Genomic DNA, 26523 nt, shown 5'->3' with positions numbered 1-26523 from the left:
GCGCTGTGACCATCCACTCCGACCACCCGTTCGTGCCGCCCGAGGGCGAGCGCGATCCGTTGCGACGTCTGCGGGGACGGATGGCGGCTCCGGTCACCGTGTGGACCACCGGCAGCGGGCGGGAGCGCCAGGGCCTGACCATCTCCTCGATCGTCGTGGCCGAGGGCGAGCCGGCCCACGTGCTCGGCTTGGTCGACGAGGACTCCGACTTCTGGACCGCAGGTCCGCAGACCGCCGCGGTCAGCCTGCTGGGTGCCCCGCACCGGTACCTCGCCGAGGTCTTCGCCGGGGCAGCTCCGGCTCCCGGCGGCATGTTCACGCAGGGGCAGTGGAGGGACTCGGACTGGGGCCCGGTCCTGACCGACGCCGTGGGCTGGCTCGGTCTGCGCCTGCAGCCGGACCCGCGCGAGGTGGGGTGGCGGTTGCTGGTCGACGGCGTCGTGGAGCACGCCGAGGTCGGCGAGGGCGATCCGCTGGTCCACCTCAGGGGCCGATATCGCGAGTAGGGTCGCGGGCATGACGAAGCCCTCGTTGGACCCTGCTCGCTGGACACCACCTCCTGCTGCTGCGCCGGGCACGCCGTCTGCTCCGCGCGGGATGCGCGTGCTCGAGACGTCGGGGTACGGCACCGAGGACGTGCTGCTGCGGGCCGACGGCCACGTGCTGACCGGCGTCGAGGACGGCCGCATCCTGGCGATCGACCCGGACTCCGGTGTCGAGGCGGTGGTGGCCGACACCGGCGGCCGTCCGCTGGGCATCGAGCACCACCCCGACGGCGGCTACGTGGTGTGCGACTCCAGTCGCGGGTTGTTGCGCGTGGGTGACGACGGCGCCGTCGAGGTGCTGGCCGACGGTGTCGGGGGAGTGCCGTTCCGGTTCTGCAACAACGCCGCCGTCGCGGGGGACGGCACGATCTACTTCTCCGACAGCTCCACCAAGTTCGGGTTCGACCACTGGCGCGGCGACCTGCTCGAGCATCGGCCCACGGGTCGACTGTTCCGTCGTGACGCCGACGGCTCGATCACGATGCTGCTCGACGGCCTGGCCTTCGCCAACGGCGTGGCACTGGCGTCGGACGAGTCGTTCCTGGTGGTCGCGGAGACCGGCGGATACGCGTTGCAGCGCGTCTGGCTGACCGGGGACCGCGCCGGAGCGGCCGAGCCGTTCGGCGACACGCTGCCCGGGTTCCCCGACAACATCTCGACCGGCGAGGACGGCAACATCTGGGTGGCACTGGCGTCGCCGCGCGACAAGGCCCTCGACGCGCTGCTGCCGAAGCCGCCCGTGCTGCGCAAGGTGGTCTGGTCCCTGCCGGAGCGGTTGCAACCACAGGCCAAGGCGCTGATCCACGTGCAGGCCATCGCGCCAGACGGCTCGCTCGCCCACGACATCGCCGGTCAGCACGACAGGTTCGGCAAGCCCACCGGTCTGCGGCAGGTCGGCGACACGGTGTGGATGGGCAGCTTCGAGCAGACCACGATCGCCCGCATGGACGTTCCCGTGCACGGGCGCTGACGACTGCCCGTGAGACGGCCCATGAGAGTGCACCGTGGGGTCGCGCCGATACAGTGACAGGTATGGCTGACGACAGGCAGGTGACACCGATGAGCGTTCTCGAAGGACTCTCTGGGCCGTCGGACCTGCGCGGCCTCGACGACGACCAGCTCACCGCGCTCGCCGCCGACATCCGCAGCCTGCTGATCACCTCGGTCGCGTCCAACGGGGGTCACCTGGGACCCAATCTCGGTGTCGTCGAGCTCGGCATCGCGTTGCACCGCGTGTTCGAGTCGCCGGCCGATCGCATCGTCTGGGACACCGGCCACCAGGCCTACGTGCACAAGATGCTCACCGGCCGTGCCGACCAGTTCACCTCGCTGCGCACCGAGGGCGGGCTGTCGGGCTACCCCAGCCGAGCCGAGTCCGAGCACGACTGGGTCGAGAACTCGCACGCCTCCACGAGCCTGTCGTACGCGGACGGCATGGCCAAGGCCAACCAGCTCCTCGGCCGTGACGACCACGTGGTCGCCGTCATCGGTGACGGCGCCATGACCGGTGGCATGGCGTGGGAGGCCCTCAACAACATCGCCGCCGATCGCGACCGACGCCTGGTCGTGATCGTCAACGACAACGGACGTTCCTACACGCCCACGGTGGGCGGACTCGCCAATCGCCTCACCGAGATCCGGACGAACCCTCGCTACGAGCCCACGTTGAGCGCCATCAAGGACCGCCTCAACCGGGGCGGGCGGGTCGGCCCGGCGGCGTACGACGCCCTGCACGCGATCAAGAAGGGCGTCAAGGACGCGCTGGCGCCGCAGGGCATGTTCGAGGATCTCGGGCTCAAGTACATCGGTCCGGTCGACGGTCACGATCGAGTGGCGCTGGAGCACGCGCTCAGCCAGGCGCAGCGCTTCGGCGGGCCGGTGCTCGTGCACGTCATCACGACCAAGGGCCACGGGTACGACATCGCGGTCGAGAACGAGAACGACCAGATGCACCAGTCGGTGCCGTTCGACCCCGAGACCGGCGATGCCATCACCGTCGCGCCGGCCGGCTGGACCTCGGTGTTCCGCGACGAGGTCGTGCGGATCGCCGACGAGCGTCCCGACGTCGTCGGCATCACCGCCGCCATGCTCTACCCCGTCGGCCTCGATGCCTTCGCCGACAAGTTTCCCGATCGCGTCTTCGACGTCGGCATCGCCGAGCAGCACGCCGTCACCAGCGCAGCCGGCATGGCGCTGGGAGGCCTGCACCCGGTGGTCGCGGTCTACGCCACGTTCATCAACCGGGCCTTCGACCAGGTCCTGCTCGATGCCGCCCTGCACCACTGCGGCGTCACCTTCGTGCTCGACCGTGCCGGTGTCACCGGCGACGACGGCGCCAGCCACAACGGCATGTGGGACATGTCGTTGCTGCAGATCGTGCCCCGGATGCACCTGGCCGCGCCGCGCGACGGTACTCGACTGCGCGAGCTGCTGCGCGAGGCCGTGGCCATCGACGACGCTCCCAGCGTGGTCCGGTTCCCCAAGGGCGCGGTGTGTGCCGACCTCGACGCCATCGACCGGGTCGGGGGAGTCGACGTGCTCTCGCGCGACGCGGGCTCCGACGTCCTTGTCGTCGCCGTCGGAGCGTTCGGCCACCTGGGCTGCGACGCCGCACAGATCGTTCGCGACGCCGGGCACGGCGTCACCGTGGTCGACCCCCGCTGGGTCAAGCCGGTCGACCCGGCTCTGCTCGACCTCGCCCGCGACCACCGCCTCGTCGTCACCATCGAGGACAACGGTGTGCACGGTGGCGTGGGATCGGCGATCACCCAGGCGCTGCGCGACGCCGGCGTCGAGACCCCCGTGCAGGTCAACGGCGTCGAGCAGGAGTTCCTCGACCACGCGAAGCGCGACGTCATCCTGCAGCGACTGGGGCTGACCCCCGATGCCGTTGCTGCACGCGCGCTCGCAGCGCTCTGACAGCGGAATACGCGCGACTCACGAGAGGTTGTGATGGACGATGAAGTTTCCCGGAAGACGTCCTGACCCGCACGCGTCCTCGTCGCACGCGTCCCCACCGGGTCCGTCAGCAGACGGCCCCGTGCTGGTGCACGCCCTCGACGGCTTCCTCGGTGCTGGTTCGGCAGCTCGGTTGGCGGCGTCCCAGCTCAGCACCGGGGACGGCGAGGTCGTGCACGCCTACGACATCGACGCGATGCTCGACTACCGGGCCCGTCGTCCGACGATCACGTTCAGCGACGACCGATACTCCGACTACGACGAGCCGCGCCTCGAGATCGTCCGTGAGCACGACGCCGACGGTCAGCCCTTCCTGCTGCTGTCCGGACCGGAGCCGGACTTCCTGTGGGAGCGCTTCGTCGCCGAGACCCACGAGGTCATCGAGGACCTCGGCGTCTCGCTGTCGCTGGGGCTCGGCGCGGTGCCGATGGGCGTGCCGCACACCAGGCCGCCGATGATCACGGCGCACGGCACTCGCCCCGAGCTGGTCGACCGCAAGAACCTCTGGTCGGCCCAGGTCACCGTGCCGTCGTCGGCACAGTCGCTGCTGGAGCTGCGGCTCGGGCAGTGGGGGCACGATGCGGCCGGCTACGTCGTGCACGTGCCGCACTACCTCGCGCAGGTGGACTTCCCCGACGCCGCGCTGGCCCTGCTGGGTGCGCTGACCGACCGCACGGGCCTGAGCATCGATACCGCTCGGCTGCGCGCCCGTCAGGAAGCCACCCGGGCCGAGATCGAGCAGCAGATCATCGACCAGGGCGGCGAAGGCCTGCTCGAGGGCCTGGAGGAGCAGTACGACGCGTTCACGCGCGGTGCCGCGGAGTCCCTGCTGGCCGATGACGGCGAGCTGCCCAGCGGCGACGAGCTCGCCGACCAGTTCGAGCAGTTCCTGGCCCGCCAGGAGGGCAAGGACGACCAGGGCTGACGCTCAGACCCAGTCGGTGTCCCCCGACAGGTCGAGCCACCTGACCACCGCGTCATCGGTGGTGCGGCGGCGCGCGAATCCCATGGCGGCGTAGTACGCATGGGCAACGTCGTTGGTCCGGGTGATGTACGCCTCGATCGCTTCCAGTCCGGCGCTTCGTGCCGCGGACAGCGTGGCGGCGAACAGAGCGGTCCCGATGCCCTGACGAGGCGCCGACGGGGACACGTGGGTCCCGATGATGCCCCAGCCGACAGGTGTGCCGTATGGGTTGTCGGCGTCGGCGCGCCGCAGGGACTGAAAGCCCAGGATCGTGCCGGCGTCGGTCACGGCGACCGAGCAGGCGACGCGGGTCGACGAGGCGACGTAGTGCAACAGGACGTACGACTCGTCAGCTGGGGAGGTGCGCTGCCCGGAGGCCACGAGGCCACGCAGCACGTGGGACATGGCGGTGGCGTCGCCGGCGCGCGCTGGTCTGATCCGCACGATCGTGTCCCCTCTCAGGCCCATTCAGTCAGGTCGACGACGGCGTCGGCACGGTCGGCGGCGGCCTTCACGCGCTCGGCGTTCGGCTCGTCGACCCGGGTGACCCAGGCCTGCGCCTCGGCAGGGGTCTTGCCGAACCGCACGTGGCGCGCGACCAGCCGCTCACGACGTAGGTCGTCGTCGACGTGCACGTGCCACACGACGTCCACGTGCGCCCGCGCCGCTCGCCATCGCGGCTCGTCCAGCAGCAGGTAGTTGCCCTCGGTCACGACGGTGCCGGCCTCGGGCACGTGGACGGCGCCGGCGATCGCCTGCTCCAGGTCGCGCTCGAACGACGGGGCGACGACGTCGGCCTCGCGCCGAGCGACGCGGCCCAGCAGGGCGGCGTAACCAGCGGCGTCGAAGGTCTCGGGCGCGCCCTTGCGGTCCAGCAGGCCGCGACGCCGCAGCTCGACGTCGGCGAAGTGGTATCCGTCCATCGGGACGCAGCCGGTGGCCCGCCCCGCCGCGAGCAGGACGGCGGTGAGCGTGGACTTTCCCGACCCGGGGGCGCCGGTCAGACCGAGCAGGCGCACGTCGCCGAGCGGCGGGAGCGCCGGGACGGGCAGGTCGGGCGCGGTCACGAGGCGACTCTACGTACCCGGGCCCCGGGGTCGCTAGGCTGCTGCCGTGCCTGCCTCACTCGACGAAGTCGTCCGCCTGCTCGACCTCGAGAAGCTCGAGGAGGGGTTGTTCCGCGGTTCGCAACCGGCCAACAGCGACCTCGTGCGCGTCTTCGGGGGTCAGGTGGCGTCCCAGGCGCTCATGGCCGCCCAGCACACGGTGCCGGACGACCGGCACGTGCACTCCATGCACCTGTACTTCATCCTCGGCGGCGACCCGAGCATCCCGATCGTCTACGACGTCGAGAACGTGCGCGACGGCCGCTCGTTCACGACGCGGCGCGTCGCGGCCCGCCAGCACGGCGAGATCATCTTCTACATGACGGCCTCGTTCCAGGTCGACGAACCGGGTTGGGACCACCAGGACCAGATGCCCGAGGTTCCTGCGCCCGGCGACTCGCTCACGATGGACCAGGTCATCTCGTCGTTCAGCAGCTCCAGTGCCGAGCGGTGGAAGCGCGAGTGGTCGTCGTTCGACGTGCGCTACATCGGCGACAACCGGGCAGCCGACGACCCCCAGCGCACTCTCGTGCCGGCGGTGCAGCGACTGTGGTTCCGGGCCGACGGCACCCTGCCGGAGTCGCGCCACCTGCACAACGCCGCCTTCACCTACATCAGCGACCTCAGCCTGCTCGGGGCCAGCCTCGTGCCGCACGGCGTGGTCATCGGGTCGCCCAACGTGAAACCGGCTTCCCTGGACCACACGATCTGGTTCCACCGCCCCATCGCCGCCGACCAGTGGTTGCTGTACGACCAGACGTCGCCGTCGGCGTCCGGCGCGCGTGGACTCAGCATGGCCCGGGTGTTCTCCGAGGACGGCACGCTCGTCGCCTCGGTGGCGCAGGAGGGTCTGATCCGGCGCGTCTCCGGCTAGGAGGCGTCGAGCCAGCGGTGCGCCGCTGCGAAGGTGTCGTCGGCGGCGCCGTTGAAGGCGATCGGCGCGTCCGGAGCATGCAGACGCACGAGATTCACCACGGTCTCGAGCAGTGCGAGCAGGTCGGGATCGCGCAGCCCTCCGCCGACCACCACGCAGTCCCACGTGGACCCGCGCAGCGCCGTCTCGACGACGACCGGAACGTCGTCATTTCCGTCGAGCCCGACCAGGCACGAGACGACCGTGACGCCGTGCGCCGCGAACTCGGCCAGACCGGCCTCGATCTTCGCGACGACCGGCTCGGGGTCCCAGTCGCCGGGCACTCGACGGGGGTCGAGGCCGATGACGAGGACGCGCTGGGTCATGAGCCCGACGCTACTCCCGAGGGAGCTACTCCGGGGTGACCCGACCGACCAGGTGCGTCGAGGGCTTCTTGGTACCGACGACGCCGAAGCGCATGGTGTCGCCGTCCTTGGCCGAGCCGAAGGCGACCGTGCCCGGGAGCAGGATCGGCTTCTTGAACTCGACATCGACGGTGAACGCCTCGGGCAACTTGGAGTTCAGCGTGGCGAGGCAGTTGGCCTTGGTCCACATGCCGTGCGCGATGTTGGTGGGGAAGCCGAACGCCTTGGCGGTCAGCGGGTACAGGTGGATGGGGTTGCGGTCGCCCGACACCGCGCCGTAGCGCCGTCCCAGGTCTCCGGCCAGCTTCCACTGCACGGACCCCTTCGGCGCCTCGACACCCTCCAGGGGAGCCTTCGACTGCTCGGGGCCGCCGCCCTTGCCGCGGCTGAACAAGGTGGTGACCTCCTGCCACACGACGTCGCCGTCCACCGACACGTCGGTCAGCAGGTCGATCAGCTGTCCCTTGGGGTGCGGACGCAGGTCGGCGGCCCTGACCGAGACGTCGAAGGTCTCGTCGGGGGTGAGGGGACGCAGCTGCGTGATGGTGTTGCGCAGATGCACCAGACCCATCGGGGCGAACGGGAACGCCGTGTCCGTCATCAATGTCATGTGCAGGCCGAAGGCCGCCATGTGCGGGTAGGTCGCCGGCAGCGTGCTGGACGGCCCGAAGCCACAGACCTCGCGGTACGCCTCGAGGTGCGCGGCGTCGGTGGTGACGCCGTGACGCTGCAGGGTGATGTCCGGCTCGTTGCCGCGCTGGTGCTTGATGCCCGGCAGGCCGCCCACGACCGGGAGCGCGGGCAGCGCCGCCTTGAGCATGAGCGGCAGCGTCGACGGCGCCTTGGTGAAGGTCTTGATGGTCACGATGCACCGATCAGCATCTGGCCGTTGACACCGACCACGTTGCCGCTGACCGCGGCGGAGCCGGGGTTGGCGAGCCAGGCGATGGTCTCGGCGACGTCGACCGGGAGTCCGCCCTGCGACATGGAGTTCATGCGGCGGCCGGCCTCGCGGATGCCCAGCGGGATGGTCTTGACCATCTCGGTCTCCATGAAGCCCGGCGCGATGACGTTCGCGCGGATGCCTTGGTCGGCCGTGCGTTCGGCGAGCGACTGGATCCAGCCGATCACTCCGGCCTTGGCCGACGCGTAGTTGGTCTGGCCGTTGTTGCCCGCGATGCCGGCGATCGACGCGATGCCGACGACGAGGCCGCCGGTGTTGATGAGCTTCTGGTCCAGCAGGTGGTCGGTGATGCGCTGGGGGGCGCCCACGGAGATGTCGACGACCAGCTGCCAGTTCTCGGGCTTCATGTTGCGCAGGCGCTTGTCACGGGTGATGCCCGCGTTGTGCACCACGATGTCGACCGCGCCGTGGTTCTTCTTGATGTGCTCAGCGATGATCGCCGGAGCGTCGTCCGCGGTGATGTCGCCGACGATGAAGGTGCCACCGAGCTCCTCGGTCAGCTTCTTGAGGTCGTCCTGCAGCGGCGGGACGTCCAGGCCGATGACGGTGGCGCCGTCGCGGGCGAGGGTGCGCAGGTCGGCCTCGCCGAGTCCGCGAGAGGCGCCGGTGACCAGGGCGACCTTGCCCTCGAGCGGCTTCTGCAGGTCCTTGACGGTGGGGGCCGAGGTGATGCCGGTGGCGCCGATGCGCACGACCTGGGCCGAGACGTAGGCCGACTTGGGGGAGAGGAAGAAGCCGAGCGTGGAGGCCAACGACTTCTCAGCGCCCTTCGACACGTAGACGAGGTTGACCGTCGAGCCGGCGCCGACCTCCTTGCCGAGCGAGCGGCTGAATCCCTCCAGGGCGCGCTGGGCGATGGTGGCGCTCTCCGAGCCGGCCTCGTCGACGGCACGGCCGATCACGACGATGCGCCCGCACGAGGCGAGGTTGCGCAGGACGGGCGTGAAGAACTCCTGCAGCGCGACGAGACCTTCGGCCGAGTCGATGCCGGTGGCGTCGAACACCAGGCCCTTGTACTTCTTGCTGGGGGCGGCGACGGTGGTCGACTCGATGCCGTTGGACTTGAGCGCCGTGGTGACGGCCTTGCCGAGCGTGCTGCCCGAGGCAGCGCCGGCCAGCACCGTGCCCTTGACCAGGGGATCGCCCGCGTTCCACCGCTCCAGGAAGGGTGGGTTGGGCAGTCCCAGGTTCTTGACGAGGAACTTGCCGATCGGGTTGTGGGCGAAGGACTGGTAGTTGTCCGACACGGTGTGTCCTATCTCTCGAATACCATCGGTATCTGAAATGGTCGTCTGACTGTAACCTCGTCGTACTGACGCAGTCCACAGTGCTGGACGAGGCGTCCATCACGTCCACCGTAGCCACACCACGGAACGAGGAATCCCCATGGCCGGCAGCACCCCCGCCAAGAAGACCCCCGCCCAGAAGGGCACTGCCCAGAAGGCACCCGCGAAGAAGGCACCCGCGAAGAAGGCCCCCGCGAAGAAGACCGCTGCGAAGAAGGCCCCGGCAGCGCAGAAGGCGCCTGCAACGTCCGCGAGGCTCGGCCGCCGCCTCCGCCGGTCAGGTGCGCCGCGTGGCCGTCATCGGCGGCAACCGCATCCCGTTCGCCCGTTCCAACTCGGTCTACACCGACGTCTCCAACCAGGAGATGCTCACCGCCGCGCTCGACGGTCTGGTCGATCGCTTCAGCCTGCAGGGCGAGCGCGCCGGCGAGTTCGTCGCCGGTGCCGTCCTCAAGCACAGCCGCGACTTCAACCTCGCCCGTGAGGCCGTCCTCGGTTCCACGCTGTCGCCCGACACGCCTGCCTACGACATCCAGCAGGCCTGCGACACCGGCATCCAGGCCACCATCCAGGTGGCGAACAAGATCGCGCTCGGCAAGATCGACTTCGGCATCGCCGGAGGCACCGACACCACGTCGGACGCTCCGCTGGCCATCGGCGACAAGCTGCGCAAGATCCTGCTCGAGGCCAACCGGGCCAAGGACAACAAGGGCCGTCTGGCTGCCCTTGCCAAGATCCGTCCGGCGTACCTGGCTCCTGACCAGCCGCAGAACGCCGAGCCGCGCACGGGGCTGTCTATGGGCGACAGCCAGGCCCTCACCACCAAGGAGTGGGGCATCACCCGTGAGGCGCAGGACGAGCTCGCCGTCGCGTCGCACCACAACCTCGCGAAGTCCTACGAGGAGGGGTGGCAGGACGACCTCGTCACGCCGTTCCGCGGTGTGGAGAAGGACAACAACATGCGTCCTGACTCCACGCTCGAGAAGCTGGCCACCCTCAAGCCGGTCTTCGGCAAGAAGGATCCTGCCGCCACGATGACGGCGGCCAACTCGACGCCGCTGTCCGACGGCGCGTCCACGGTGCTGCTGGCCTCGGAGGACGAGGCGGCCAAGCGCGGCTGGGAGCCGCTGGCCTACGTGGTCGACTACGAGACGGCCGCGGTCGACTACGTCAACGGCGGCGAGGGCCTGCTGATGGCTCCGGTCTACGCCGTGCCGCGCATGCTGGCCCGTCAGGGCCTGACGCTGCAGGACTTCGACTTCTACGAGATCCACGAGGCGTTCGCGTCGCAGGTGCTCACCACGCTCGCTGCGTGGGAGGACGCCGACTACTGCAAGAAGAACCTCGGCCTCGACCTGCCGCTCGGCTCCATCGACCGCAGCAAGCTCAACGTGAAGGGCTCGTCGCTCGCCGCGGCGCACCCGTTCGCGGCGACCGGCGGTCGCATCGTCGCCAACCTGGCCAAGCTGCTGCACGAGAAGGGCTCGGGCCGCGGCCTGATCTCGATCTGCGCCGCGGGCGGCCAGGGCGTCGTGATGATCCTCGAGGCCTGAGGACGGTCACCGGCTCACGGGACGCTTGACCTGGCCCGACACGGTCGCCGGTGGGAAGGCGCACTGCGTGACGGACGGCCTGACCTCCAGGGTCGCCTTGAGCGAGTACAGCGCCTCCGGTCGGTTCGGGTTGAGCGTGACGACGCCGGTCAGGTGACCTGATCCGTCGTCGATCAGCATCGCCGTCTTCTCGATGTGCTGGGTCACGTTCGGCTCGCTGGTCTGGCGGACGCCCACGCGGCACTGCAGCCCTTCGAGGTTGGCGTTGGCACGCTTCGGTGACGCCGTGATCGTGACGTACCAGGGTTGGATCTGGCCCTTGGGCTCCGGCGACATCGACGTCCCCTTGGTGTCGAGCAGCGACGGCAGGCCGGTCGCCTGCGCCACCGACTCCGACGCAGCGGCCGTCACCTGGGCCTTGACCTGCCCGACCACGAGTCGCGCGACGGCCAGGCACGGGTCTCCGGCGGCCGCGACGTAGGCGGGATCGACCCCGGCCTCCTGGGCGGCCACGGCAGCAGCGGCCACGACGTCGGGGTCCTGGGCGAACGCGTCGCACGGCACGTTCGCGTACTTCATGAGCTCCACCGCGAGCGTGTCGAGCTCGCCTGCGGCGATCGCCTCGAGGGCCTCGAGGCTGGGCAGCTTCGGCGGCAGCCCGACCGAGGCCAGCACCGCGCCGATCGCGGCCTGGGCCACCGCTCCCACCACGGTGACGCAGCTGTCTCCCGCCGACGTGCTGGCGGCCCCGAGCAGCTGGCACAGCGGGCCGTTGGCGATGACGCTCACGACGGTCTCGATGATCCCGTTGTAGGCGTAGGAGACCAGGGAGTACAGCTGCGTGGCGAACGAGACGACCGCCTCTCCGATCGTCACGAGTCCGTCGATGATGTCGCAGAAGATCGAGTCGCAGGCGACGTCCGGCCAGTCGCCGGGGCAGTACGTGCCCGATCGCGGATAGAACGGCTGGACGAAGGCCACGTTGGCGCCGAACGGCGCGTAGGCGCTGAAGTCCTGGGTCGACGGGAAGGTGGACGTGCTCCACGTCGGCGACGGCAGGTCGTCCCAGGGGACAGTCACCCGCGCGCACGAGGCGAAGCTCGAGGTTGGGCGCTCGACCGAGGTCGACCGCGACCGAGTCGATGGTCAGGTCGACGGTGTCGCCCCGGCTGGCATCCTCCACGCTCGGCAGGATGATGGTGCGCGCCGCGGACGCGGCGGTCACCCCCGATTCCTCGGGCAGCGCCAGGACCCGGACGAACACGGGGTCGCCTCCTGCCGGCGGCGGGACGTAGCCCTGCAGGACGATCGACGTCCCGGCGGGAGTCTTGGGCGGCGTGGCTGCGTAGGAGACCGAGCCCGGCTTGGTCAGCGCGATGGCGGCGCCGGGGCCGGTGGCCTGCACGACGCCGGTCCCCGACCCCGGTGTCGAGGCGTTGGAGACGTCCGCGTGACCGGGGATCTTGGCCGAGTCGACGTCGAAGGTGCCCGAGGAGCGATCCGTGCCGGAGCTGGTGCTGGCGCTGACGCCGGAGGCGATCAGTCCGTCAGGGGCCAGCGACAGGTTGCGAGAACCCGGGTCTCGTGTGGTCACCTGCCACAGCACCTTGCCGACCCGGCTGGACTCGCTGGTCCAGGTGAATCCGACCACGGCGTCGTCGTTGTCGAGGTCGACCGAGGTGTGGGTCGGGTCGTCGGTGAAGGCCACCGAGAGCAGGTTCGGCTCGCCGACGATCGACTGGATGGTCTGCCCGGCAGGAACCGTGAGGCGTCCCTCGGCCACCTTCAGGGGCAGCTCGCCGCCCTTCCAGACCTCCAGCTCGAGTGACGAGCCGACCAGACGGGGCAGCTGGTCGCTGATGTCGTTGACCGCCGTGCCGGGCAGGAACGCGTCCTGTGACGCCGGGATCCTGCGGGCCGGCTGACCGTCGACCTGCACGTACGCATAGACCGAGCCGCCGGAGGGCTGGTCGACGTACAGCTGGCCGTCGACGATCCGTGCCGTGCCGGACCATCCACCGCCGGCAGTGCTGCACGAGGCCGGCAGGTCGACCGAGACGGCCGTGGACTGTCCGGTCGACCGCCCGGCGCTCTGTCGAGCCGCGTAGACGTGGGTGCCGGGCGTGACTGCCGAGAGCGTGAGCGACCGACCGGCCTTGGCGCTGCCGACCTCGACCCACCCGGAGGTCGTCGCCTCGACGAACACCGCCGTGCCGTCCACCGTCGCACTCGCCAGCGTCACGGCACACCCCTTCGCGGTGACGGTCAGCGCCTTCGACGAGCCCTGGACGACGGGCTTGGCGGTGGGCTCGGCGGTCGGGTCGGCGGTGACGACGACGATCGCCGACCTGCCGGCCGGGAAGGTGTCGCGAGCAGAGGCTGCGGTCGGCAGGGCGTCCGCCGCAGCGTCGTCGGCCGGGCCGACGTAGACGCGATCTCGGTCGACCCGGAGTCGTACGGCGACGTCGGCGGCCGTCTCTCGGGGGAGGGTCGGCACCCGGACGCCCACCTCGCCGCCGAGGCGCCCGGCAGCGACCTGCAGCCGGACCGGCGCGCTGAAGGCCACGGCGCCGGTGTCGTCGGTGGCACGCACGTAGAGAAGCCGCGTGCCGACACGCAGCGCCGGGTACGACAGGATTGCCGATCCGCTGCTGCCCGAGGGCGCGGACGCGACCAGCACGTCACCGTCGAAGAGCTGGTACTCCTCGATCGAGCCCCGCGACACCCCGGCGGCCGCCACGTTCACCGTCGTCCCGAGTCTCGTCCGCCCGTCGGACGGGACCGAGAGGCTGACGGTGAACGGCATGGTCGCTGCTGCCGCGACGGGGGTGGCGTCCCGGGAGGGGTCGGCGGAGCCGCGCCGGTGCTGCACGAACACCAGGACTCCGGCGACGAGGACGACCAGCGCGAGCACGTAGGCGAGAGCGACTCGCGCCCGACCTGAGAGCATGCGTCACGGTAGCGCGGAGAACGCCGTCCGCCGGGCTGCTCGATGGTGGGGATTCGGCGTGATTCCGGCCGAAAGCACGTCCGGTGGCACTACAGTTCCCACGTGCCCTGGCCCACCTTCGTCGCCCCGATCGTGATGGCCGCGACCGGTCTCGCCGCAGGTGCGGTGGCGCTGACCGCCGACGAGCCCCCCGCCGCGGCGTCGTCGGTGTGGATCGACGCGCCGTTGTCGGGTGGCCGCGCGCCCGGCGAGGTGCAGGTGCAGGCGCACGCGTCGTCGGTGTCGACGATCGACGGCCTGGAGCTCGTCGTCGACGGCGACACGGTGGCGACCGACTCCAGCCTGGTCAGGTCCGGCCGCCTGGTCTACGCCGAGTTCACCTGGCGGGCCGACCCGGGGGACCACCTGCTCGTGGTGCGCCAGGTCGGTGGCACCGGTGCACAGTCCCAGGAGCGCGAGATCGCGGTGGTGGGCCCGGCCGACGAACCCACGGACGAGCCGATCCCGACGGACACCCCGACGCCGACCCCGTCGCCGACGGAGACGACGACCGAGGAACCGATCGACCCCGATCTCGGCGGCGAGCCCGACGGGGGAGTCATCAGCGACTCACCCGTGATCGGGGCGACCTCGTTCGGCGCGAACACGTTCTTGGCGGTCCGCGCCTCGTGTGGCACCACGGTCGACGTGTTCGCCACCGTCGAGGGCGCCGACACCGTGTCGATCCGCGTGCCCGGGCTCACGCGCGCCGAGATGTCGACGGCGCGGGGCACCCAGTGGTCGGGCACGCTCACGTCCGGCTACGACACCGAGAAGGCGGGCACCTACGACGTGCTGGTCGTGGCGTCCGGTCCGGGTGGAGAGACCACGACCCGGGTCGGCAGCGTCACGGTGGGAACCGGGTGTGGCGACGGAGGGTGATTCAGCCCCGTGATTCAGCCCCGTGATTCAACCCAGTGATTCAACCCCGTGCCGTCGCGACGGCGCTGATGCGTGCGTAGCGCTTGATCTCCTGCAGCGGCACGGACTCGGCCACCGGCATGCCGGGACGGGTCTCGTGCACCGACAGCTGCAGCATCGCGAGGCTGATGATGCCGAGCGCCTGGGTGTAGAGGATGTTCGACAGCAGCACGGGATCGGGGACGTCGAACTCGCCGGCCTTGACGCCTGCCTCGAGCACCTCTACCACGTGGCTCAGGCTCGACCACATGGCGTGGCCCAGGCTGATCATGACCGGCTGGCCGACCTCCTGCATCAGCTCGTCGCCGGGGCGTCGCAGCAGCGTGAGCGCGCAGTCGACGAAGGCCGGGTTGGCGACCCCGTAGTCGATCATCGCGTCGGACAGCGAGCCGAGACGGTCGGCAGCGGATCGGGCGGGGTCGTCGGCAGCGGTCAGCGCCGCCGCCAGCTCGGTGAGATAGCCCACCAACGTCTCGGCGAACAGCTCCTCCTTGCCGGAGAAGTGGCGATAGATGATGGCCCGGTTGATGCCCACGGCCCGGGCGATGTCCTCGATCTGCGCATCGCGCGATCCGTTGGCGTCGAACAGGGTTCGTGTGGCCGACAGGATCTCCTGCCGGCGCGCAGAGCGTCGTCCGGATGCCGTGGTCACGTCGTCGCTGCTCATCGGTCCACTGTAGAACCCGGACTGTCCGAGGTGCCACGTACGCTCGTGACATGAGGTCCGTGACAGAACTGCGGCGCCAGGTGGCGCCCATCGAGGTCGTGTCGGAGTACCAGCCGGCCGGCGACCAGCCCGCTGCCATCGACGAGCTGCAGCGGCGCATCGACGCCGGCGTCCAGGACGTCGTGCTCATGGGTGCCACGGGCACGGGCAAGACCGCCACCACGGCGTGGCTGGCCGAGCGTCTGCAGCGCCCGATGCTGGTCATGATGCCCAACAAAACCCTGGCGGCCCAGTTCGCCAACGAGCTGCGCGAGCTGCTGCCGCACAACGCCGTCGAGTACTTCGTGTCGTACTACGACTACTACCAGCCCGAGGCGTACATCGCGCAGACGGACACCTACATCGAGAAGGACTCCTCCATCAACGAGGAGGTCGAGCGGCTGCGACACTCGGCCACCTGGTCGCTGCTCACCCGGCGCGACGTCATCGTGGTCGCCACCGTGTCGTGCATCTACGGTCTCGGCTCGGCGCAGGAGTACCTCGAGCGCATGATCGGCTTCAAGGTCGGCGAGGAGGTCGAGCGCGAGCAGCTCCTGCGCACCCTCGTGCAGGCCCAGTACGTGCGCAACGACGTCAGCTCCACCCGCGGCACGTTCCGGGTCAAGGGCGACACCCTGGAGATCTTCCCCGTGTACCAGGAGATGGCGGTGCGGGTGGAGTTCTTCGGCGACGAGATCGAGCGGCTCATGACCCTGCACCCGCTCACCGGTGAGGTGCTCAGCGAGGACACCGAGCTCTACGTCGGCGCCGCCACGCACTACGCGGCCGGCAACGAGACCATGCAACGGGCCATCCGCACCATCGAGATCGAGCTGGCCGAGCGGCTCGCCGAGCTCGAGAAGGAGGGCAAGCTGCTCGAGGCGCAGCGGCTGCGCATGCGCACCACCTACGACATCGAGATGATGCAGCAGGTGGGCACCTGTGCCGGCATCGAGAACTACTCGCGCCACATGGACGGCCGGGGGCCGGGCACACCGGGCAACTGCCTGCTCGACTACTTCCCCGAGGACTTCGTGCTCGTCGTCGACGAGTCGCACGTGACCATCCCGCAGATCGGGGCGATGTTCGAGGGCGACATGTCCCGCAAGCGGTCCCTGGTCGAGCACGGCTTCCGCCTGCCCAGCGCCATGGACAACCGGCCGCTGAAGTGGGAGGAGTTCCTGCAGCGCATCGGTCAGACGGTGTACCTGTCGGCCACGCCGGGCAGCTACGAGACCGGCAAGGTCGACGGCGACATGGTCGAGCAGATCATCCGGCCCACCGGACTGATCGATCCGGAGGTCGTGATCAAGCCCACCAAGGGCCAGATCGACGATCTCATCGATCAGATCCGCCTGCGCGTCGAGCGCAACGAGCGCGTGCTGGTGACCACGCTCACCAAGAAGATGTCCGAGGACCTCACCGACTACCTGCTCGAGGCCGGCATCCGCACCCGCTACCTGCACAGCGAGGTCGACACGCTCCGCCGCGTGGAGCTGCTGCGCGAGCTTCCGCATGGGCGAGTACGACGTCCTGGTCGGCATCAACCTGCTGCGCGAGGGGCTCGACCTGCCCGAGGTCAGCCTCGTCGCCATCCTCGACGCCGACAAGGAGGGCTTCCTGCGCTCCGGCCGGTCGCTCATCCAGACCATCGGCCGCGCGGCACGCAACGTGTCGGGGCAGGTCATCATGTACGCCGACTCCATCACCGACTCCATGGCGCTGGCCATCGACGAGACCAACCGCCGTCGCGCCAAGCAGGTCGCCTACAACACCGAGCACGGCATCGACCCCACACCGCTGCGCAAGAAGATCGGTGACATCACCGACATGCTCGCCCGCGAGGACGCCGACACCACGCAGCTGCTGGCGGCCACCGGCGACCACAAGCGTCGGGGCGCACCGGTGCCGCTCGGGCAGCACACCGCCGATCTGGCCGATCTGCCGTCCGGCGAGCTCGCGGCCCTCGTCGAGCAGCTCAGCGAGCAGATGCACACCGCGGCAGCCGAGCTGCAGTTCGAGGTGGCAGCCCGGCTGCGCGACGAGATCCGCGACCTCAAGAAGGAGCTGCGCGGCATGATCGAGGCCGGCGCCTGACCTCAGCGAGCGGCTTCCAGCTGGTCCGCGCGGGCCTGCATCGCCCGGCTGACCCAGTCGGCGAACCCGGGTGCTCCGTGGGCGTCGTCGTACCGCGCGGTGAACCGCGGGTCCTGCACGTACAGGTGCGCGAGGTTGCGGTACATCACCGGACCGCAGTCGTAGAACCACGTGTCCATGTGGAGGCGGTGGGCCTCGACCGCCGCGATCGCGGCGTCGGACGTTGGTGCCTCGCCGGCGCGGAACGTCGCCAGCAAGGTGGCCTCCACGGCGTCCGACTCGGCCTTGATCTGCTCCCACTGAGCCCGGGTGTAGTTCTTGGTGCGCTCCGCCGACTGCTTCCACTCCGCGGTGTCGCCCCACTTCTCCTCGGCCTCGGCGGCGTACCCGTCGTCGAAGGACGAGCCGAAGATCTCCTTCATGTCGGCGGTGCTGGCTGGTGTGTCGTTCATCTGTGCCTCCAGTGCGTTGTCGATCGCTCGGACGAGCCCGGAGAGCTCGTCGAGCCGTGTCAGGACGGCAGCGCGTTGACGTCGCAGGTGTCCGAGGTGATCGGCGTCGTCGCGCAGCATCCGGGAGATCTCGTCCAACGGGATCTCCAGGCGTCGCCACACGACGATGGTGCGCAACCGGGACAGGTCGTCCGCGGTGTAGTACCGGTAGCCGTTCGCCCCACGGACCGACGGATGCAGCAACCCGATCTCGTCGTAGTGGTGCAGCGTTCGCACCGTCACGCCGAGCTCGCGGGCCACGTCTCCGACGGTCCACCGGACCTGAACGTCCTCGCGCTGTGTCATGTCGACCACGCTCCTGCCTCACGTCGCGTCAGGGTCAAGCCTGCCGCACGACGACGTCGGTCCGGCGTCGTCCACACTGGTCCGGTGACGGTGGTGCTGCAGAACGAGCGAGTCCGGGCCGAGATCGACCCGGCGCGCGGCGCGCGGCTGGTGTCGCTGAGCCTCGACGGACACGAGGTGCTCGGCGGCGCCGATCCCGGCACGGCCGACGACTCGGTCGGCACCGGCTGCTACCCGATGGTGCCGTGGGCGGGACGTCTGCGCGGACACGACATGCACGGCTCCGGCCGCGACGCGGTGTGGACCGACCACGGCGACGGCGAGTTCTCCACCCGGCTGTCGGACGCGGCGGGGGAGCCGGGCGTCGCCACGCTGGGCTACCTGCTGCTCGACGACGGTCTGGAGATGAGCCTCGCCTGGCACGGCCCGGCCGACGGCTGGTGCTCGGTGGGCTTCCACCCGTGGTTCCGCCGCACCCTCGACGCCGGTGAACCGGTGGTGCTCGACGTCGAGCCGGTCACGATGGTCGAGCGCGGCCCCGACCACCTTCCCACCGGGCGGCTGGTCGATCCGACTGCGCGACCGTGGGACGACTGCCTGACGCTCGCGGCATCCCCGCGGCTCACGTGGCCCGGAGCGTTGTCACTCGATCTCTCGACCGACGCCCCGTGGTGGGTGATCTTCGACGGCAGCAGTGCAGTGGTGTGCGTGGAGCCGCAGACGGCGCCGCCCGACGCTCCGAACCACCCGGGTCTCGGCTCCGACCCGATCCTGACGACCGTGACCTTCACCATCAACGTCCACCGGGCTGACGGCGCCAGCCGATGAGCCCTGCCCTCGTGCTGCTCGCCAGCCCGTTGGTGGGGACGTCGACCTGGGCCGCGTGCGCCCGGGTCCTGGAGCGCAGGGGCCGTCGTGTCGTGATCGCCGATCCCCGCACGGTCCAGGTCTCCGGGCGGCTGACCCTCGTGCCGCACAGCAACGCGGGTCTCTACGCGCCGTGCGTGGCCGAACGACTTGGAGCAGGTGCCACCGTCTACGTCGACGCGGCTCTGCCGACCGCGTCACCCACGCCGCTCACGCACCCGGAGCTGCGGAGCCACCTGGCGACGCTCGCGGACGGCGACGGCAGGCTTCCGCCCTGGACACGATGGTGGCCCGAGTCGGAGGTCGCCGCCCTGGTGCCCGACCCCGCGACCCTGGCGCACATCCGCGCCGAGGAGCCCCGACTTCGCCTCGACTACTTCGACGGGACCGTTCCTGTGCCGCACGGATGGGCCGAGACGCCGTCGGCCTACCTGGCGTTCGGCGACACCTACGCGGAGCAGGTCTCGTTCGCGACCGACCATGAGTGGCCCGTGGAGGAGCTGGCCGGTCGTCACCTGCACCAGGTGGTCGCCCCGGACCAGGTGGCCTCGGCCATCGTGCGGCTCGAGTCCCGCCTGCTGGACCAGGCCGGGCGCTGAGCTCAGGCGTCCTCGTCGACCAGGTCCGACCGATCGGCGTCGCGTTCTGCGAGGTGTCGGGTACGCAGCAGGCTCGCCACGGTGGTGACGACCAGGACGCCGACGATGACGGTCAGCGACACCGCGGTCGAGACCTCGGGCACCGGAACCTTCTGTCCGCCGTTGACGAACGGCAGCTCGTTCTCGTGCAGGGCGTGCAGCACCAGCTTGACGCCGATGAAGCCCAGGATGATCGAGAGGCCGTACGAGAGGTAGACCAGGCGCACCAGCAGGCCGCCGATCAGGAAGTAGAGCTGGCGCAGCCCCATGAGAGCCAGCGCGTTGGCCGTGAAGACCAGGTAGGGCTCCTCGGTGAGGCCGTAGATGGCCGGCACCGAGTCGAGCGCGAACAGCACGTCGGTCAGGCCGATCGCCACCAGCGTCAAGAACATGGGCGTGAGGAGCCGGCGGCCGTTCACCCGGGTGGTGAGCCGGTCCCCGTCGTACTCGTCGGTGGTGGGCAGGACCTTCTTGACCAGGCGGATCATCGCGCTGTCGGACCGGTCGTCCGCGCTGTCGTCCTGCGCGTGGTCGACCACCAGCTTGACCGCGGTGTAGAGCAGGAACACGCCGAACAGGTAGAACACCCAGCTGTACGCGTCGATCGCAGCGGCGCCGGCCCAGATGAACAGCCCCCGCAGGACCAGCGCCATCGCGATGCCGATCAGGAGCACCTTCTGCTGGTACTTCCGCGGCACGTTGAAGCTGGCCATGATGATGACGAAGATGAACAGGTTGTCGACCGACAGGGCCTTCTCGGTCACGTAGCCGGCGAAGAACTCGCCGCCGTACCGCGACCCCCAGACCGCCCAGACGAGGAAGCCGAACGCGATCGACAGGGCGACGTAGAACGCCGACCACAACCCCGACTCGCGCAGGGACGGCTCGTGCGGCTTGCGCACGTGGCTGAAGAAGTCGAAGACGAAGAAGGCGGCGATCACGGCGCAGGTGATCAGCCAGGTGGACAGGGAGGGGTTCATCGGGACACTCCGATTGGTGGATCGACGGGACACGTCGGAGGTCTCTCCCGCCGGCTGTGGGGCCGACCAGCTGACCCGGGCCCGAAAGAGCCGTGATGACGAGCAGCTGCGAGCGGGGATACTCCCCTCCACACGCCTTCAGTATCGCACACGCGAGCAACGCGGTGACCGTCCCCGCGCCCGGCGTCGTCGGGCGGTGCCTGACAGACTGCTCATCGGCTCGGACGAGCCGCAGGGCACACGAGGACAAGGAGCGAGCCATGGACGTCTCGGCCCTCGAGTGGTCCATCACCATCGCCGTGACCGTCGGCGTGCTGCTGTTCGACGTGGTCGTGGTGTCACGGCGACCGCACGAGCCGACGACGCGCGAGTGCGTCACGGCGCTGGCGATCTACGTGGGCCTCGCGATCGCGTTCGGCATCTGGGTGACGGTCCACCACAACACGCCGGGGCCGAACGGCGACTACGGCCTGCAGTTCTTCGCCGGGTGGCTGACCGAGTACAGCCTCTCGATCGACAACCTGTTCATCTTCATCATCATCATGGGCAGCTTCAACGTGCCACGAAAGTTCCAGCAGGAGGCACTGCTGGTCGGCATCATCATCGCCCTGGTGTTCCGGGCCGTCTTCATCGCGCTCGGTGCCGTGGCGATCGACCAGTTCTCGTGGGTCTTCTACCTCTTCGGCGCCTTCTTGATCTACACCGCCTGGACGCTGGTCAAGGACACCGACCACGACGACGACGGCGAGAACGCCGTGGTGCGTTTCGCCCGCCGACGCTTCGACATCTCGACCACCTGGGACGGGCTGAAGCTGGTGGTGCGCAAGAACGGCAAGCGGGTGGTGACGCCGATGTTCCTGGTGGTCATCGCGCTCGGCACCACCGACCTGCTGTTCGCGCTCGACTCCATCCCGGCGATCTACGGGCTCACCAGCGAGCCATACCTCGTCTTCACGGCGAACGTCTTCGCCCTGATGGGTCTGCGCCAGCTGTACTTCCTGCTCGGTGACCTCCTGAAGCGCCTGATCTACCTCTCGCAGGGCTTGGCGCTGCTGCTGGCGTTCATCGGCGTCAAGCTGCTGCTGCACGCGTTGCACGAGAACGACGTGCCGTTCCTCAACGGAGGCGAGAAGGTCGACGTCCCGGAGATCCCGACACTGCTCAGCCTGGGCGTGATCGTGGTGATCCTGGGCGTGACGGCCGCCGTCAGCCTGGTCGTGTCGGGCCGCCGGACGCGGCGCGGTCTGACGCCGCAGGGCGACAGAATTCCCGACGACCAGTACCCGGGTGACGCCGACAGCTGAGTTTGCCGGTGTAGGTTGCTGCACGTGCTCAACCTCCCCGGTATGGTGCGGCGCCTGACGGGTGCGTTCATCGCCCGCCGCATCCAGTCCCGCGGGATCGACCTGTCTCGGATCAAGTTCATCCCCGAGCCGACCAAGATCCCGCTGCGGCGCAACGGGGTCGATCCGCTGCCGGAGATCAAGCAGTACCGCGAGACCGCGCCGATGCAGCTGCTGCCGATGCCGTTCGACTTCCGGCTCTGGCTGGTCACCGGGTACGCCGAGGCACGCCAGGTCCTCACCGACCGTTCCTCGTACAGCAACGACATCCGGCACCTGTTCAGCGGTGACGGCCCGGCCACGGCCGACGACGTCGGCGGCCTCGGGTTCACCGATCCGCCCCTGCACACCCGGCTTCGCAAGATCGTCACGCCGGAGTTCACGATGCGGCGCCTGGCGCGACTCGAGCCGATGATCGACGAGATCGTCGATCAGCAGCTCGACGAGCTGGAGAAGGGCGCCCTCGAGACCGGCGTCGTCGACCTGGCCAAGACACTCGCCTTTCCCGTGCCGTTCCAGACCATCTGCGCACTCCTGGGGCTGGACTACCAGGACCGCGACGCCTTCGAGAAGCTCGGCAGCGCGCGCTTCGACGCCAACCTGGGAGGCGCGGCGTTCGGCGCGGTCTCGGCCCAGCGGGAGTTCTTGTTCGCCGCCGTCGAGCGTCAGCGCAAGGACCCCGGCCCGGGCCTGCTCGGACAGATCATCCGCGACGAGGGCGACACGATCAACGACGTCGACCTCGCCGGGCTCGCCGACGGCATCTTCACCGGCGGGTTCGAGACCACCGCCGGCATGATCGCGCTCGGCACGCTGGTGCTGCTGCGCAATCCCGAGCACGCTGCGCTCATGCGTGACGGGTCCCGCGAGGACGTCGACCGGATCGTCGAGGAGCTGCTGCGCTACCTCGCGGTGGTGCAGGTGGCCTTCCCGCGCTTCGCCAAGCAGGACATGGAGCTGTTCGGTGAGCAGGTCAGGGCCGGCGACGTCGTCATCGCGTCGCTGACCGGCGCCAATCGCGACGGCGCGGCCGTGGGCGATCATCCCGACTCGTTCGACCCGTATCGCGTCCCCGCCTCGGGTCACCTCGCCTTCGGGCACGGCATCCATCGCTGCATCGGCGCCGAGCTGGCCCGCATCGAGCTGCGCACCGTGTTCCCGAAGCTGCTGCGTCGATTCCCCGATCTCGCGCTGGCCGGCCCGGAGGCCGACCTGAGCTTTCGCCAGCTGTCGTTCGTGTACGGAGTCGACGACCTGCCGGTCACCTTGTGAGCGAGCCGCGATCGCAGGTCGACCTGATCGAGGACTGGTTCGACACGCAGGGGCTCCCGTACTTCGCCGGCGACCACGCCGAGGACGTCGAGGAGTGGCTGGCCAGCTGGCGCATCACGGCGGTCCTCGTGCTGATCGTGGTGCTGGGGGCAACGGCGGGAACCGCGGTCGGCATGGCGGTCGACGACACCTCGACGGGGTTCGTCACGGGTGTCGGCGTGTTCTTCCTCGTGCTGGGCGGCTTTGCGGGCAGCTTCCTGCGCATGGGCACGATGCTGCGGTGGGCGCTGCGCCGCACGTTCGGGTCGCTGGGACTGCTCGTCCCGCTGCTGACGCGCGCGCTGCCGTTGCTGCTGCTGGCGGTCACCTTCTTGTTCATCAACGCCGAGGTGTGGCAGGTCGCAGCCCTGATGTCGCGCAGCGTGCTGTGGCTGTCGGTCGGCTTCTTCGGTGGCTTCGGGCTGCTGTTCCTGCTGGCCCGGCTCCCCGAGGAGGTGCGGGCCGTCGAGGACCACGTCGTCGGTGAGCGCATCGGCGAAGCCTGCCAGGGCACGCCGGCTGCGGTCGCCGCGGTGCGGATCGGCGGCAGGACGGCTCCGCTGCCTCGCTTCGCGCGGGTCAACCTGGTGCTGATGATGCTGTTCAGCCAGGCGATCCAGGTGCTGCTGCTGTCGGCCGGTCTGTTCGCGTTCTTCGTGGCGTTCGGCGCGCTGACCATCCCGGACTCCACCATCGAGGCGTGGACCGGGCAGCCGGTGTCGAGCCTGCCGTCGGCGATCGGTCGCACGCTGCCGGTCACGAACGACCTGTTCCAGGTGTCGGTGTTCCTCGCGGCGTTCTCGGGCCTGTACTTCACCGTGTCGGCGGTGACGGACGAGAACTATCGGCGGCAGTTCTTCTCCGGGCTCGCGGCCGAGCTCGAACGAGCCATCGCGGTGCACACGGTCTACCAGGCGATGGTGCACGAGGAACCGCAGGACGGACCCCCGGACGCGAACCCTAGGTCGTGACGGGCGGGGGTGCGGTCGAGCCGCTGCTCGGCTCACCGACGGGGACGCACTGACCCAGCGTGATCGCCTTGTACTTGGCGAACTCCGGGGACGACCGTGCGGCCTCCGGGTAGCCCTCGGGGTCGAGGTCGGCGTAGTACTTGACCGCCTCGACCAGGTCGGTCGCCTTCTTGGAGGCGTCGGACTTCGCCTGTGCCTCGGCCAGTGGGACGGCCTTGCGGAAGTGGTCGACCGTCTCCACGTAGTCGCCGAGGTTGAACGCGTCGATCCCGGCGACGACCTCGGTGCAGGCGTCCTTGGCGGTGGCTGACGGGTCGGTGGCTGACGGGTCGGGGCCATCGGGTTCGGACGACGTGCCCGAGCATCCAGCAAGGACGGCGAGTCCGAGGGCGAGGGCGGGAACGAGCCGCGTCGTGCGCATGGTCCGAGGCTAGGCGATCTGGCCGGCGCTGCCAGTTGAAGACCGCCGGGTCCGGGTGCCGACCACGACGGTGCCGCCCACGTCCTCGTCGTGCAGGGTTCGGGTGCGCAGACCGGCGTCGGAGAGTGCGGCCGTGGTGAGCGGCGCCAGGTGCCCGGCGGTCTCGATCAGGACGTGCCCGCCAGGCGTCAACCAGTCGTTGACCTCGGCCGCGACGCGCCGGTGCACCTCGACGCCGTCGTGGCCTCCGTCGAGGGCGGCGTGCAGCTCGTGGTCGCGCGCCTCCGGAGGCATGTGCGCGATCTGGTCGGTGGGGACGTAGGGCGCGTTGACGGCGATGACGTCGAACCGCAGGTCGCGGGGGAGCGGGTCGAACAGGTCGCCGGTGTGGGTGGTGGCGAACGTGATGTTGCGGCGTGCGCAGTCGACCGCGTACGGATCGATGTCGGTGGCGTGGATCTCGAGTCCCGGGTGGACCGCACGGACGGCTGCACCGACCGCGCCGACTCCGCAGCACAGGTCGAGCATGCGGCCACGTGCAGGGGTGAGGCGGACCGCCTCGCGTGCGAGCAGCTCGGTGCGGTGACGCGGGACGAACACGCCCGGCGTCACCACGAGCCGCAGCCCCGCGAACTCGGCCCAGCCGACGATCTGCTCCAGCGGCTCACCCTCGATGCGTCGCTGCGCCATCTGCTCCAGGTGCGCGTCGTCAGCGGCCTCGGCGACCAGCAGGGCCGCCTCGTCCTCCGCGAACACGCACCCGGCCGCCCGCAGCCGCTCGACGAGGTCCATCACCACAGTGAACCCCATCCGCACCGGCCCCCGGCCCCGCGAGTGGCGCAAAGTGGTCAGATTTGCCGGTCAAATCGAGCCAATCTGCGCCACTCGCGGGACAGTGTGCGCCACTCGGTGAGCTCTACCAGCCGCGTTCGCGCCACTCGGGGAGCGAGGCGCGCTCGGCGCCCAGGGTGCTGTCGTTGCCGTGGCCGGGGTAGAAGTGGGTGTCGTCGCCGAAGCGGTCGAAGATCTTGGTCTCGACCTCGCCCAGGAGGGTCTCGAAGTCGCCCGGCTCCCAGGTCTTGCCGACGCCTCCGGGGAACAGTGAGTCGCCGGTGAACAGGTGCACGATGCCGTCGGGGTCGTCGTAGGCGAGCACGATGGAGCCGGGGGTGTGTCCGACGATCTCGATCACTTCCAGCTCGCACGAGCCGACCCGCACGCGCGCTCCCGTGGCGACGGGGTGCGTGGTCGGCACCGGGATGCCCTCGACGTCGCGCTCGCCGGCGACCGTCTCGGCACCGGTGGCCTCGACCACCTCGGCCAGCGCGTCCCAGTGGTCCTGGTGACGGTGAGTGGTCACCACGCGCGCGAGGCCCCCGTCGCCGATCAGGTCGAGCAGGGTGTCGGGCTCGTTGGCGGCGTCGATCAGCACCTGCTCGCCGGTGAGGGCGCACCTGAGCAGGTAGGCGTTGTTCGACATCGGGCCGACCGCGACCTTGGTGATCTGCAGGTCGTTCGCGTCCTGGGTGTCGGCAGCGCCGCCGACCTCGACTTCTCCGGTGTACGTCATGCCGCCAGCGTAGTCAGCGCTTCTCGAGCTTGGCGGCGTCGAGCCAGCGCAGGTGGACCTCCGGCTCCAGCTTCGGGTGGGTGTCGCTGTGCACCACGTAGGCCACCCAGCCCTCCCAGCCGGCGGTTCCGCGACGCCACTGGATGAGGACGCCGGGCATGGGGGAGGTCATGTCCCAGATCCGTACCCAGACGTGCACCGGCCGCATGGCGGCAGCATACGCAGGATCGAACAGATGTTCGATAGTCTGCAGACCTG

28 protein-coding genes and 1 pseudogene are annotated in these 26523 nt (G+C 69.8%); 16 read left to right on the top strand and 13 right to left on the bottom strand.

What is annotated here, in order from left to right; all coding sequences use genetic code 11:
* Positions 1-5: 5 nt before the first annotated feature.
* The 4 genes from AC0L5F_RS02845 (at position 6) to AC0L5F_RS02830 (ending at position 4428) form a co-directional block, all read left to right on the top strand.
* A complete protein-coding gene (locus AC0L5F_RS02845; RefSeq protein ID WP_473315103.1) occupies positions 6-506 on the top strand; it encodes a flavin reductase family protein in 501 nt (166 codons plus the stop codon).
* A 10-nt stretch (positions 507-516) separates the two neighbouring features.
* Positions 517-1515, top strand: coding sequence for an SMP-30/gluconolactonase/LRE family protein (locus tag AC0L5F_RS02840; protein WP_473315102.1), 999 nt, complete (start codon positions 517-519; stop codon positions 1513-1515).
* A gap of 89 nt (positions 1516-1604) precedes the next feature.
* On the top strand, positions 1605-3464 hold the full coding sequence (gene dxs, locus AC0L5F_RS02835; protein WP_473315101.1) for a 1-deoxy-D-xylulose-5-phosphate synthase: 1860 nt from the start codon (positions 1605-1607) through the stop codon (positions 3462-3464).
* Positions 3465-3585: 121 nt separating this feature from the next.
* Positions 3586-4428: a proteasome assembly chaperone family protein gene (locus AC0L5F_RS02830; protein WP_473315100.1), complete on the top strand. Its 843-nt coding sequence runs from the start codon at positions 3586-3588 to the stop codon at positions 4426-4428.
* 3 nt (positions 4429-4431) lie between these two features.
* Here the strand turns inward: AC0L5F_RS02830 and AC0L5F_RS02825 are convergent, their stop codons facing one another.
* Positions 4432-4911 carry a GNAT family N-acetyltransferase gene (locus tag AC0L5F_RS02825; protein ID WP_473315099.1) on the bottom strand — a complete coding sequence of 160 codons (480 nt, stop codon included), beginning with the start codon at positions 4909-4911 and terminating at the stop codon, positions 4432-4434.
* A gap of 14 nt (positions 4912-4925) precedes the next feature.
* Positions 4926-5534: a nucleoside/nucleotide kinase family protein gene (locus AC0L5F_RS02820; protein ID WP_473315098.1), complete on the bottom strand. Its 609-nt coding sequence runs from the start codon at positions 5532-5534 to the stop codon at positions 4926-4928.
* A gap of 46 nt (positions 5535-5580) precedes the next feature.
* Here AC0L5F_RS02820 and AC0L5F_RS02815 point away from each other — a divergent pair, with 46 nt between their 5' ends.
* A complete protein-coding gene (locus AC0L5F_RS02815; protein ID WP_473315097.1) occupies positions 5581-6447 on the top strand; it encodes an acyl-CoA thioesterase in 867 nt (288 codons plus the stop codon).
* On the opposite strand, the gene AC0L5F_RS02810 is transcribed toward AC0L5F_RS02815, so the two are convergent.
* The 3 genes from AC0L5F_RS02810 to AC0L5F_RS02800 are packed head-to-tail and all read right to left on the bottom strand — an operon-like array spanning position 6444 to position 9062.
* Positions 6444-6812 (bottom strand): hypothetical protein, encoded by a 369-nt coding sequence (locus AC0L5F_RS02810; RefSeq protein WP_473315096.1) that lies wholly within the window; start codon positions 6810-6812, stop codon positions 6444-6446. The genes AC0L5F_RS02815 and AC0L5F_RS02810 overlap by 4 nt on opposite strands.
* Positions 6813-6837: 25 nt before the next feature.
* Positions 6838-7716, bottom strand: a complete 879-nt coding sequence (locus AC0L5F_RS02805; protein WP_473315095.1) for a MaoC family dehydratase — start codon at positions 7714-7716, stop codon at positions 6838-6840.
* Positions 7713-9062: a 3-oxoacyl-ACP reductase gene (locus AC0L5F_RS02800; RefSeq protein WP_473315094.1), complete on the bottom strand. Its 1350-nt coding sequence runs from the start codon at positions 9060-9062 to the stop codon at positions 7713-7715. The genes AC0L5F_RS02805 and AC0L5F_RS02800 overlap by 4 nt, the downstream gene beginning before the upstream one ends.
* A 329-nt stretch (positions 9063-9391) precedes the next feature.
* Between AC0L5F_RS02800 and AC0L5F_RS02795 the strand changes: the two genes are divergently transcribed.
* On the top strand, positions 9392-10654 hold the full coding sequence (locus tag AC0L5F_RS02795; protein WP_473315093.1) for an acetyl-CoA C-acetyltransferase: 1263 nt from the start codon (positions 9392-9394) through the stop codon (positions 10652-10654).
* Positions 10655-10660: 6 nt separating this feature from the next.
* On the opposite strand, the gene AC0L5F_RS02790 is transcribed toward AC0L5F_RS02795, so the two are convergent.
* Positions 10661-11734, bottom strand: coding sequence for a hypothetical protein (locus AC0L5F_RS02790; RefSeq protein WP_473315092.1), 1074 nt, complete (start codon positions 11732-11734; stop codon positions 10661-10663).
* Positions 11735-12156: 422 nt separating this feature from the next.
* Between AC0L5F_RS02790 and AC0L5F_RS02785 the strand changes: the two genes are divergently transcribed.
* The 4 genes from AC0L5F_RS02785 to AC0L5F_RS02770 all read left to right on the top strand — a co-directional run bounded on the left by AC0L5F_RS02785 (position 12157) and on the right by AC0L5F_RS02770 (position 14525).
* Positions 12157-12579 (top strand): hypothetical protein, encoded by a 423-nt coding sequence (locus AC0L5F_RS02785; protein ID WP_473315091.1) that lies wholly within the window; start codon positions 12157-12159, stop codon positions 12577-12579.
* A 198-nt stretch (positions 12580-12777) separates the two neighbouring features.
* Complete coding sequence (locus AC0L5F_RS02780; RefSeq protein ID WP_473315090.1) at positions 12778-13083, top strand: hypothetical protein; 306 nt, start codon at positions 12778-12780, stop codon at positions 13081-13083.
* Between the two features lie 177 nt (positions 13084-13260).
* Positions 13261-13572: a hypothetical protein gene (locus tag AC0L5F_RS02775; protein ID WP_473315089.1), complete on the top strand. Its 312-nt coding sequence runs from the start codon at positions 13261-13263 to the stop codon at positions 13570-13572.
* A 134-nt stretch (positions 13573-13706) separates the two neighbouring features.
* On the top strand, positions 13707-14525 hold the full coding sequence (locus AC0L5F_RS02770) for a hypothetical protein (protein WP_473315088.1): 819 nt from the start codon (positions 13707-13709) through the stop codon (positions 14523-14525).
* Between the two features lie 40 nt (positions 14526-14565).
* Here AC0L5F_RS02770 and AC0L5F_RS02765 read toward each other — a convergent pair whose 3' ends face one another.
* On the bottom strand, positions 14566-15231 hold the full coding sequence (locus AC0L5F_RS02765; RefSeq protein WP_473315087.1) for a TetR/AcrR family transcriptional regulator: 666 nt from the start codon (positions 15229-15231) through the stop codon (positions 14566-14568).
* A gap of 50 nt (positions 15232-15281) precedes the next feature.
* Here AC0L5F_RS02765 and uvrB point away from each other — a divergent pair.
* A pseudogene (uvrB, locus tag AC0L5F_RS02760) lies at positions 15282-17367 on the top strand (excinuclease ABC subunit UvrB).
* A gap of 2 nt (positions 17368-17369) precedes the next feature.
* Here uvrB and AC0L5F_RS02755 read toward each other — a convergent pair.
* Entirely contained in the window at positions 17370-18164 is a 795-nt protein-coding gene (locus AC0L5F_RS02755; protein WP_473315086.1) for a MerR family transcriptional regulator, read from the bottom strand.
* Between the two features lie 84 nt (positions 18165-18248).
* Here AC0L5F_RS02755 and AC0L5F_RS02750 point away from each other — a divergent pair, with 84 nt between their 5' ends.
* A complete protein-coding gene (locus AC0L5F_RS02750) occupies positions 18249-18992 on the top strand; it encodes a hypothetical protein (protein ID WP_473315085.1) in 744 nt (247 codons plus the stop codon).
* Positions 18989-19630 carry a hypothetical protein gene (locus AC0L5F_RS02745; protein ID WP_473315084.1) on the top strand — a complete coding sequence of 214 codons (642 nt, stop codon included), beginning with the start codon at positions 18989-18991 and terminating at the stop codon, positions 19628-19630. Before AC0L5F_RS02750 ends, AC0L5F_RS02745 begins: the two co-directional genes overlap by 4 nt.
* Positions 19631-19632: 2 nt before the next feature.
* On the opposite strand, the gene AC0L5F_RS02740 is transcribed toward AC0L5F_RS02745, so the two are convergent.
* Positions 19633-20649, bottom strand: coding sequence for a TerC family protein (locus AC0L5F_RS02740; protein ID WP_473315083.1), 1017 nt, complete (start codon positions 20647-20649; stop codon positions 19633-19635).
* A 260-nt stretch (positions 20650-20909) separates the two neighbouring features.
* On the opposite strand from AC0L5F_RS02740, the gene AC0L5F_RS02735 reads away from it, so the two are divergent.
* The 3 genes from AC0L5F_RS02735 to AC0L5F_RS02725 are packed head-to-tail and all read left to right on the top strand — an operon-like array spanning position 20910 to position 24274.
* Entirely contained in the window at positions 20910-21953 is a 1044-nt protein-coding gene (locus AC0L5F_RS02735) for a TerC family protein (protein WP_473315082.1), read from the top strand.
* A 24-nt stretch (positions 21954-21977) separates the two neighbouring features.
* A complete protein-coding gene (locus AC0L5F_RS02730; RefSeq protein ID WP_473315081.1) occupies positions 21978-23264 on the top strand; it encodes a cytochrome P450 in 1287 nt (428 codons plus the stop codon).
* A complete protein-coding gene (locus AC0L5F_RS02725; RefSeq protein WP_473315080.1) occupies positions 23261-24274 on the top strand; it encodes a hypothetical protein in 1014 nt (337 codons plus the stop codon). The genes AC0L5F_RS02730 and AC0L5F_RS02725 overlap by 4 nt, the downstream gene beginning before the upstream one ends.
* Here the strand turns inward: AC0L5F_RS02725 and AC0L5F_RS02720 are convergent.
* From AC0L5F_RS02720 to AC0L5F_RS02705, 4 genes are all read right to left on the bottom strand, one after another.
* The gene (locus tag AC0L5F_RS02720; protein WP_473315079.1) at positions 24264-24695 is read right to left on the bottom strand and encodes a hypothetical protein; all 432 of its coding nucleotides are present in this window, start codon (positions 24693-24695) and stop codon (positions 24264-24266) included. The genes AC0L5F_RS02725 and AC0L5F_RS02720 overlap by 11 nt on opposite strands.
* A 9-nt stretch (positions 24696-24704) precedes the next feature.
* Positions 24705-25487, bottom strand: a complete 783-nt coding sequence (locus AC0L5F_RS02715) for a putative protein N(5)-glutamine methyltransferase (RefSeq protein ID WP_473315078.1) — start codon at positions 25485-25487, stop codon at positions 24705-24707.
* A gap of 124 nt (positions 25488-25611) precedes the next feature.
* Positions 25612-26265: an MBL fold metallo-hydrolase gene (locus AC0L5F_RS02710; RefSeq protein WP_473315077.1), complete on the bottom strand. Its 654-nt coding sequence runs from the start codon at positions 26263-26265 to the stop codon at positions 25612-25614.
* Positions 26266-26278: 13 nt separating this feature from the next.
* A complete protein-coding gene (locus AC0L5F_RS02705) occupies positions 26279-26473 on the bottom strand; it encodes a hypothetical protein (protein WP_473315076.1) in 195 nt (64 codons plus the stop codon).
* Positions 26474-26523: the final 50 nt, after the last annotated feature.

The sequence above is a fragment of the Aeromicrobium sp. 10G20-16 genome (assembly GCF_055809665.1).
This window is presented reverse-complemented; position numbering and strand designations above follow the sequence as displayed.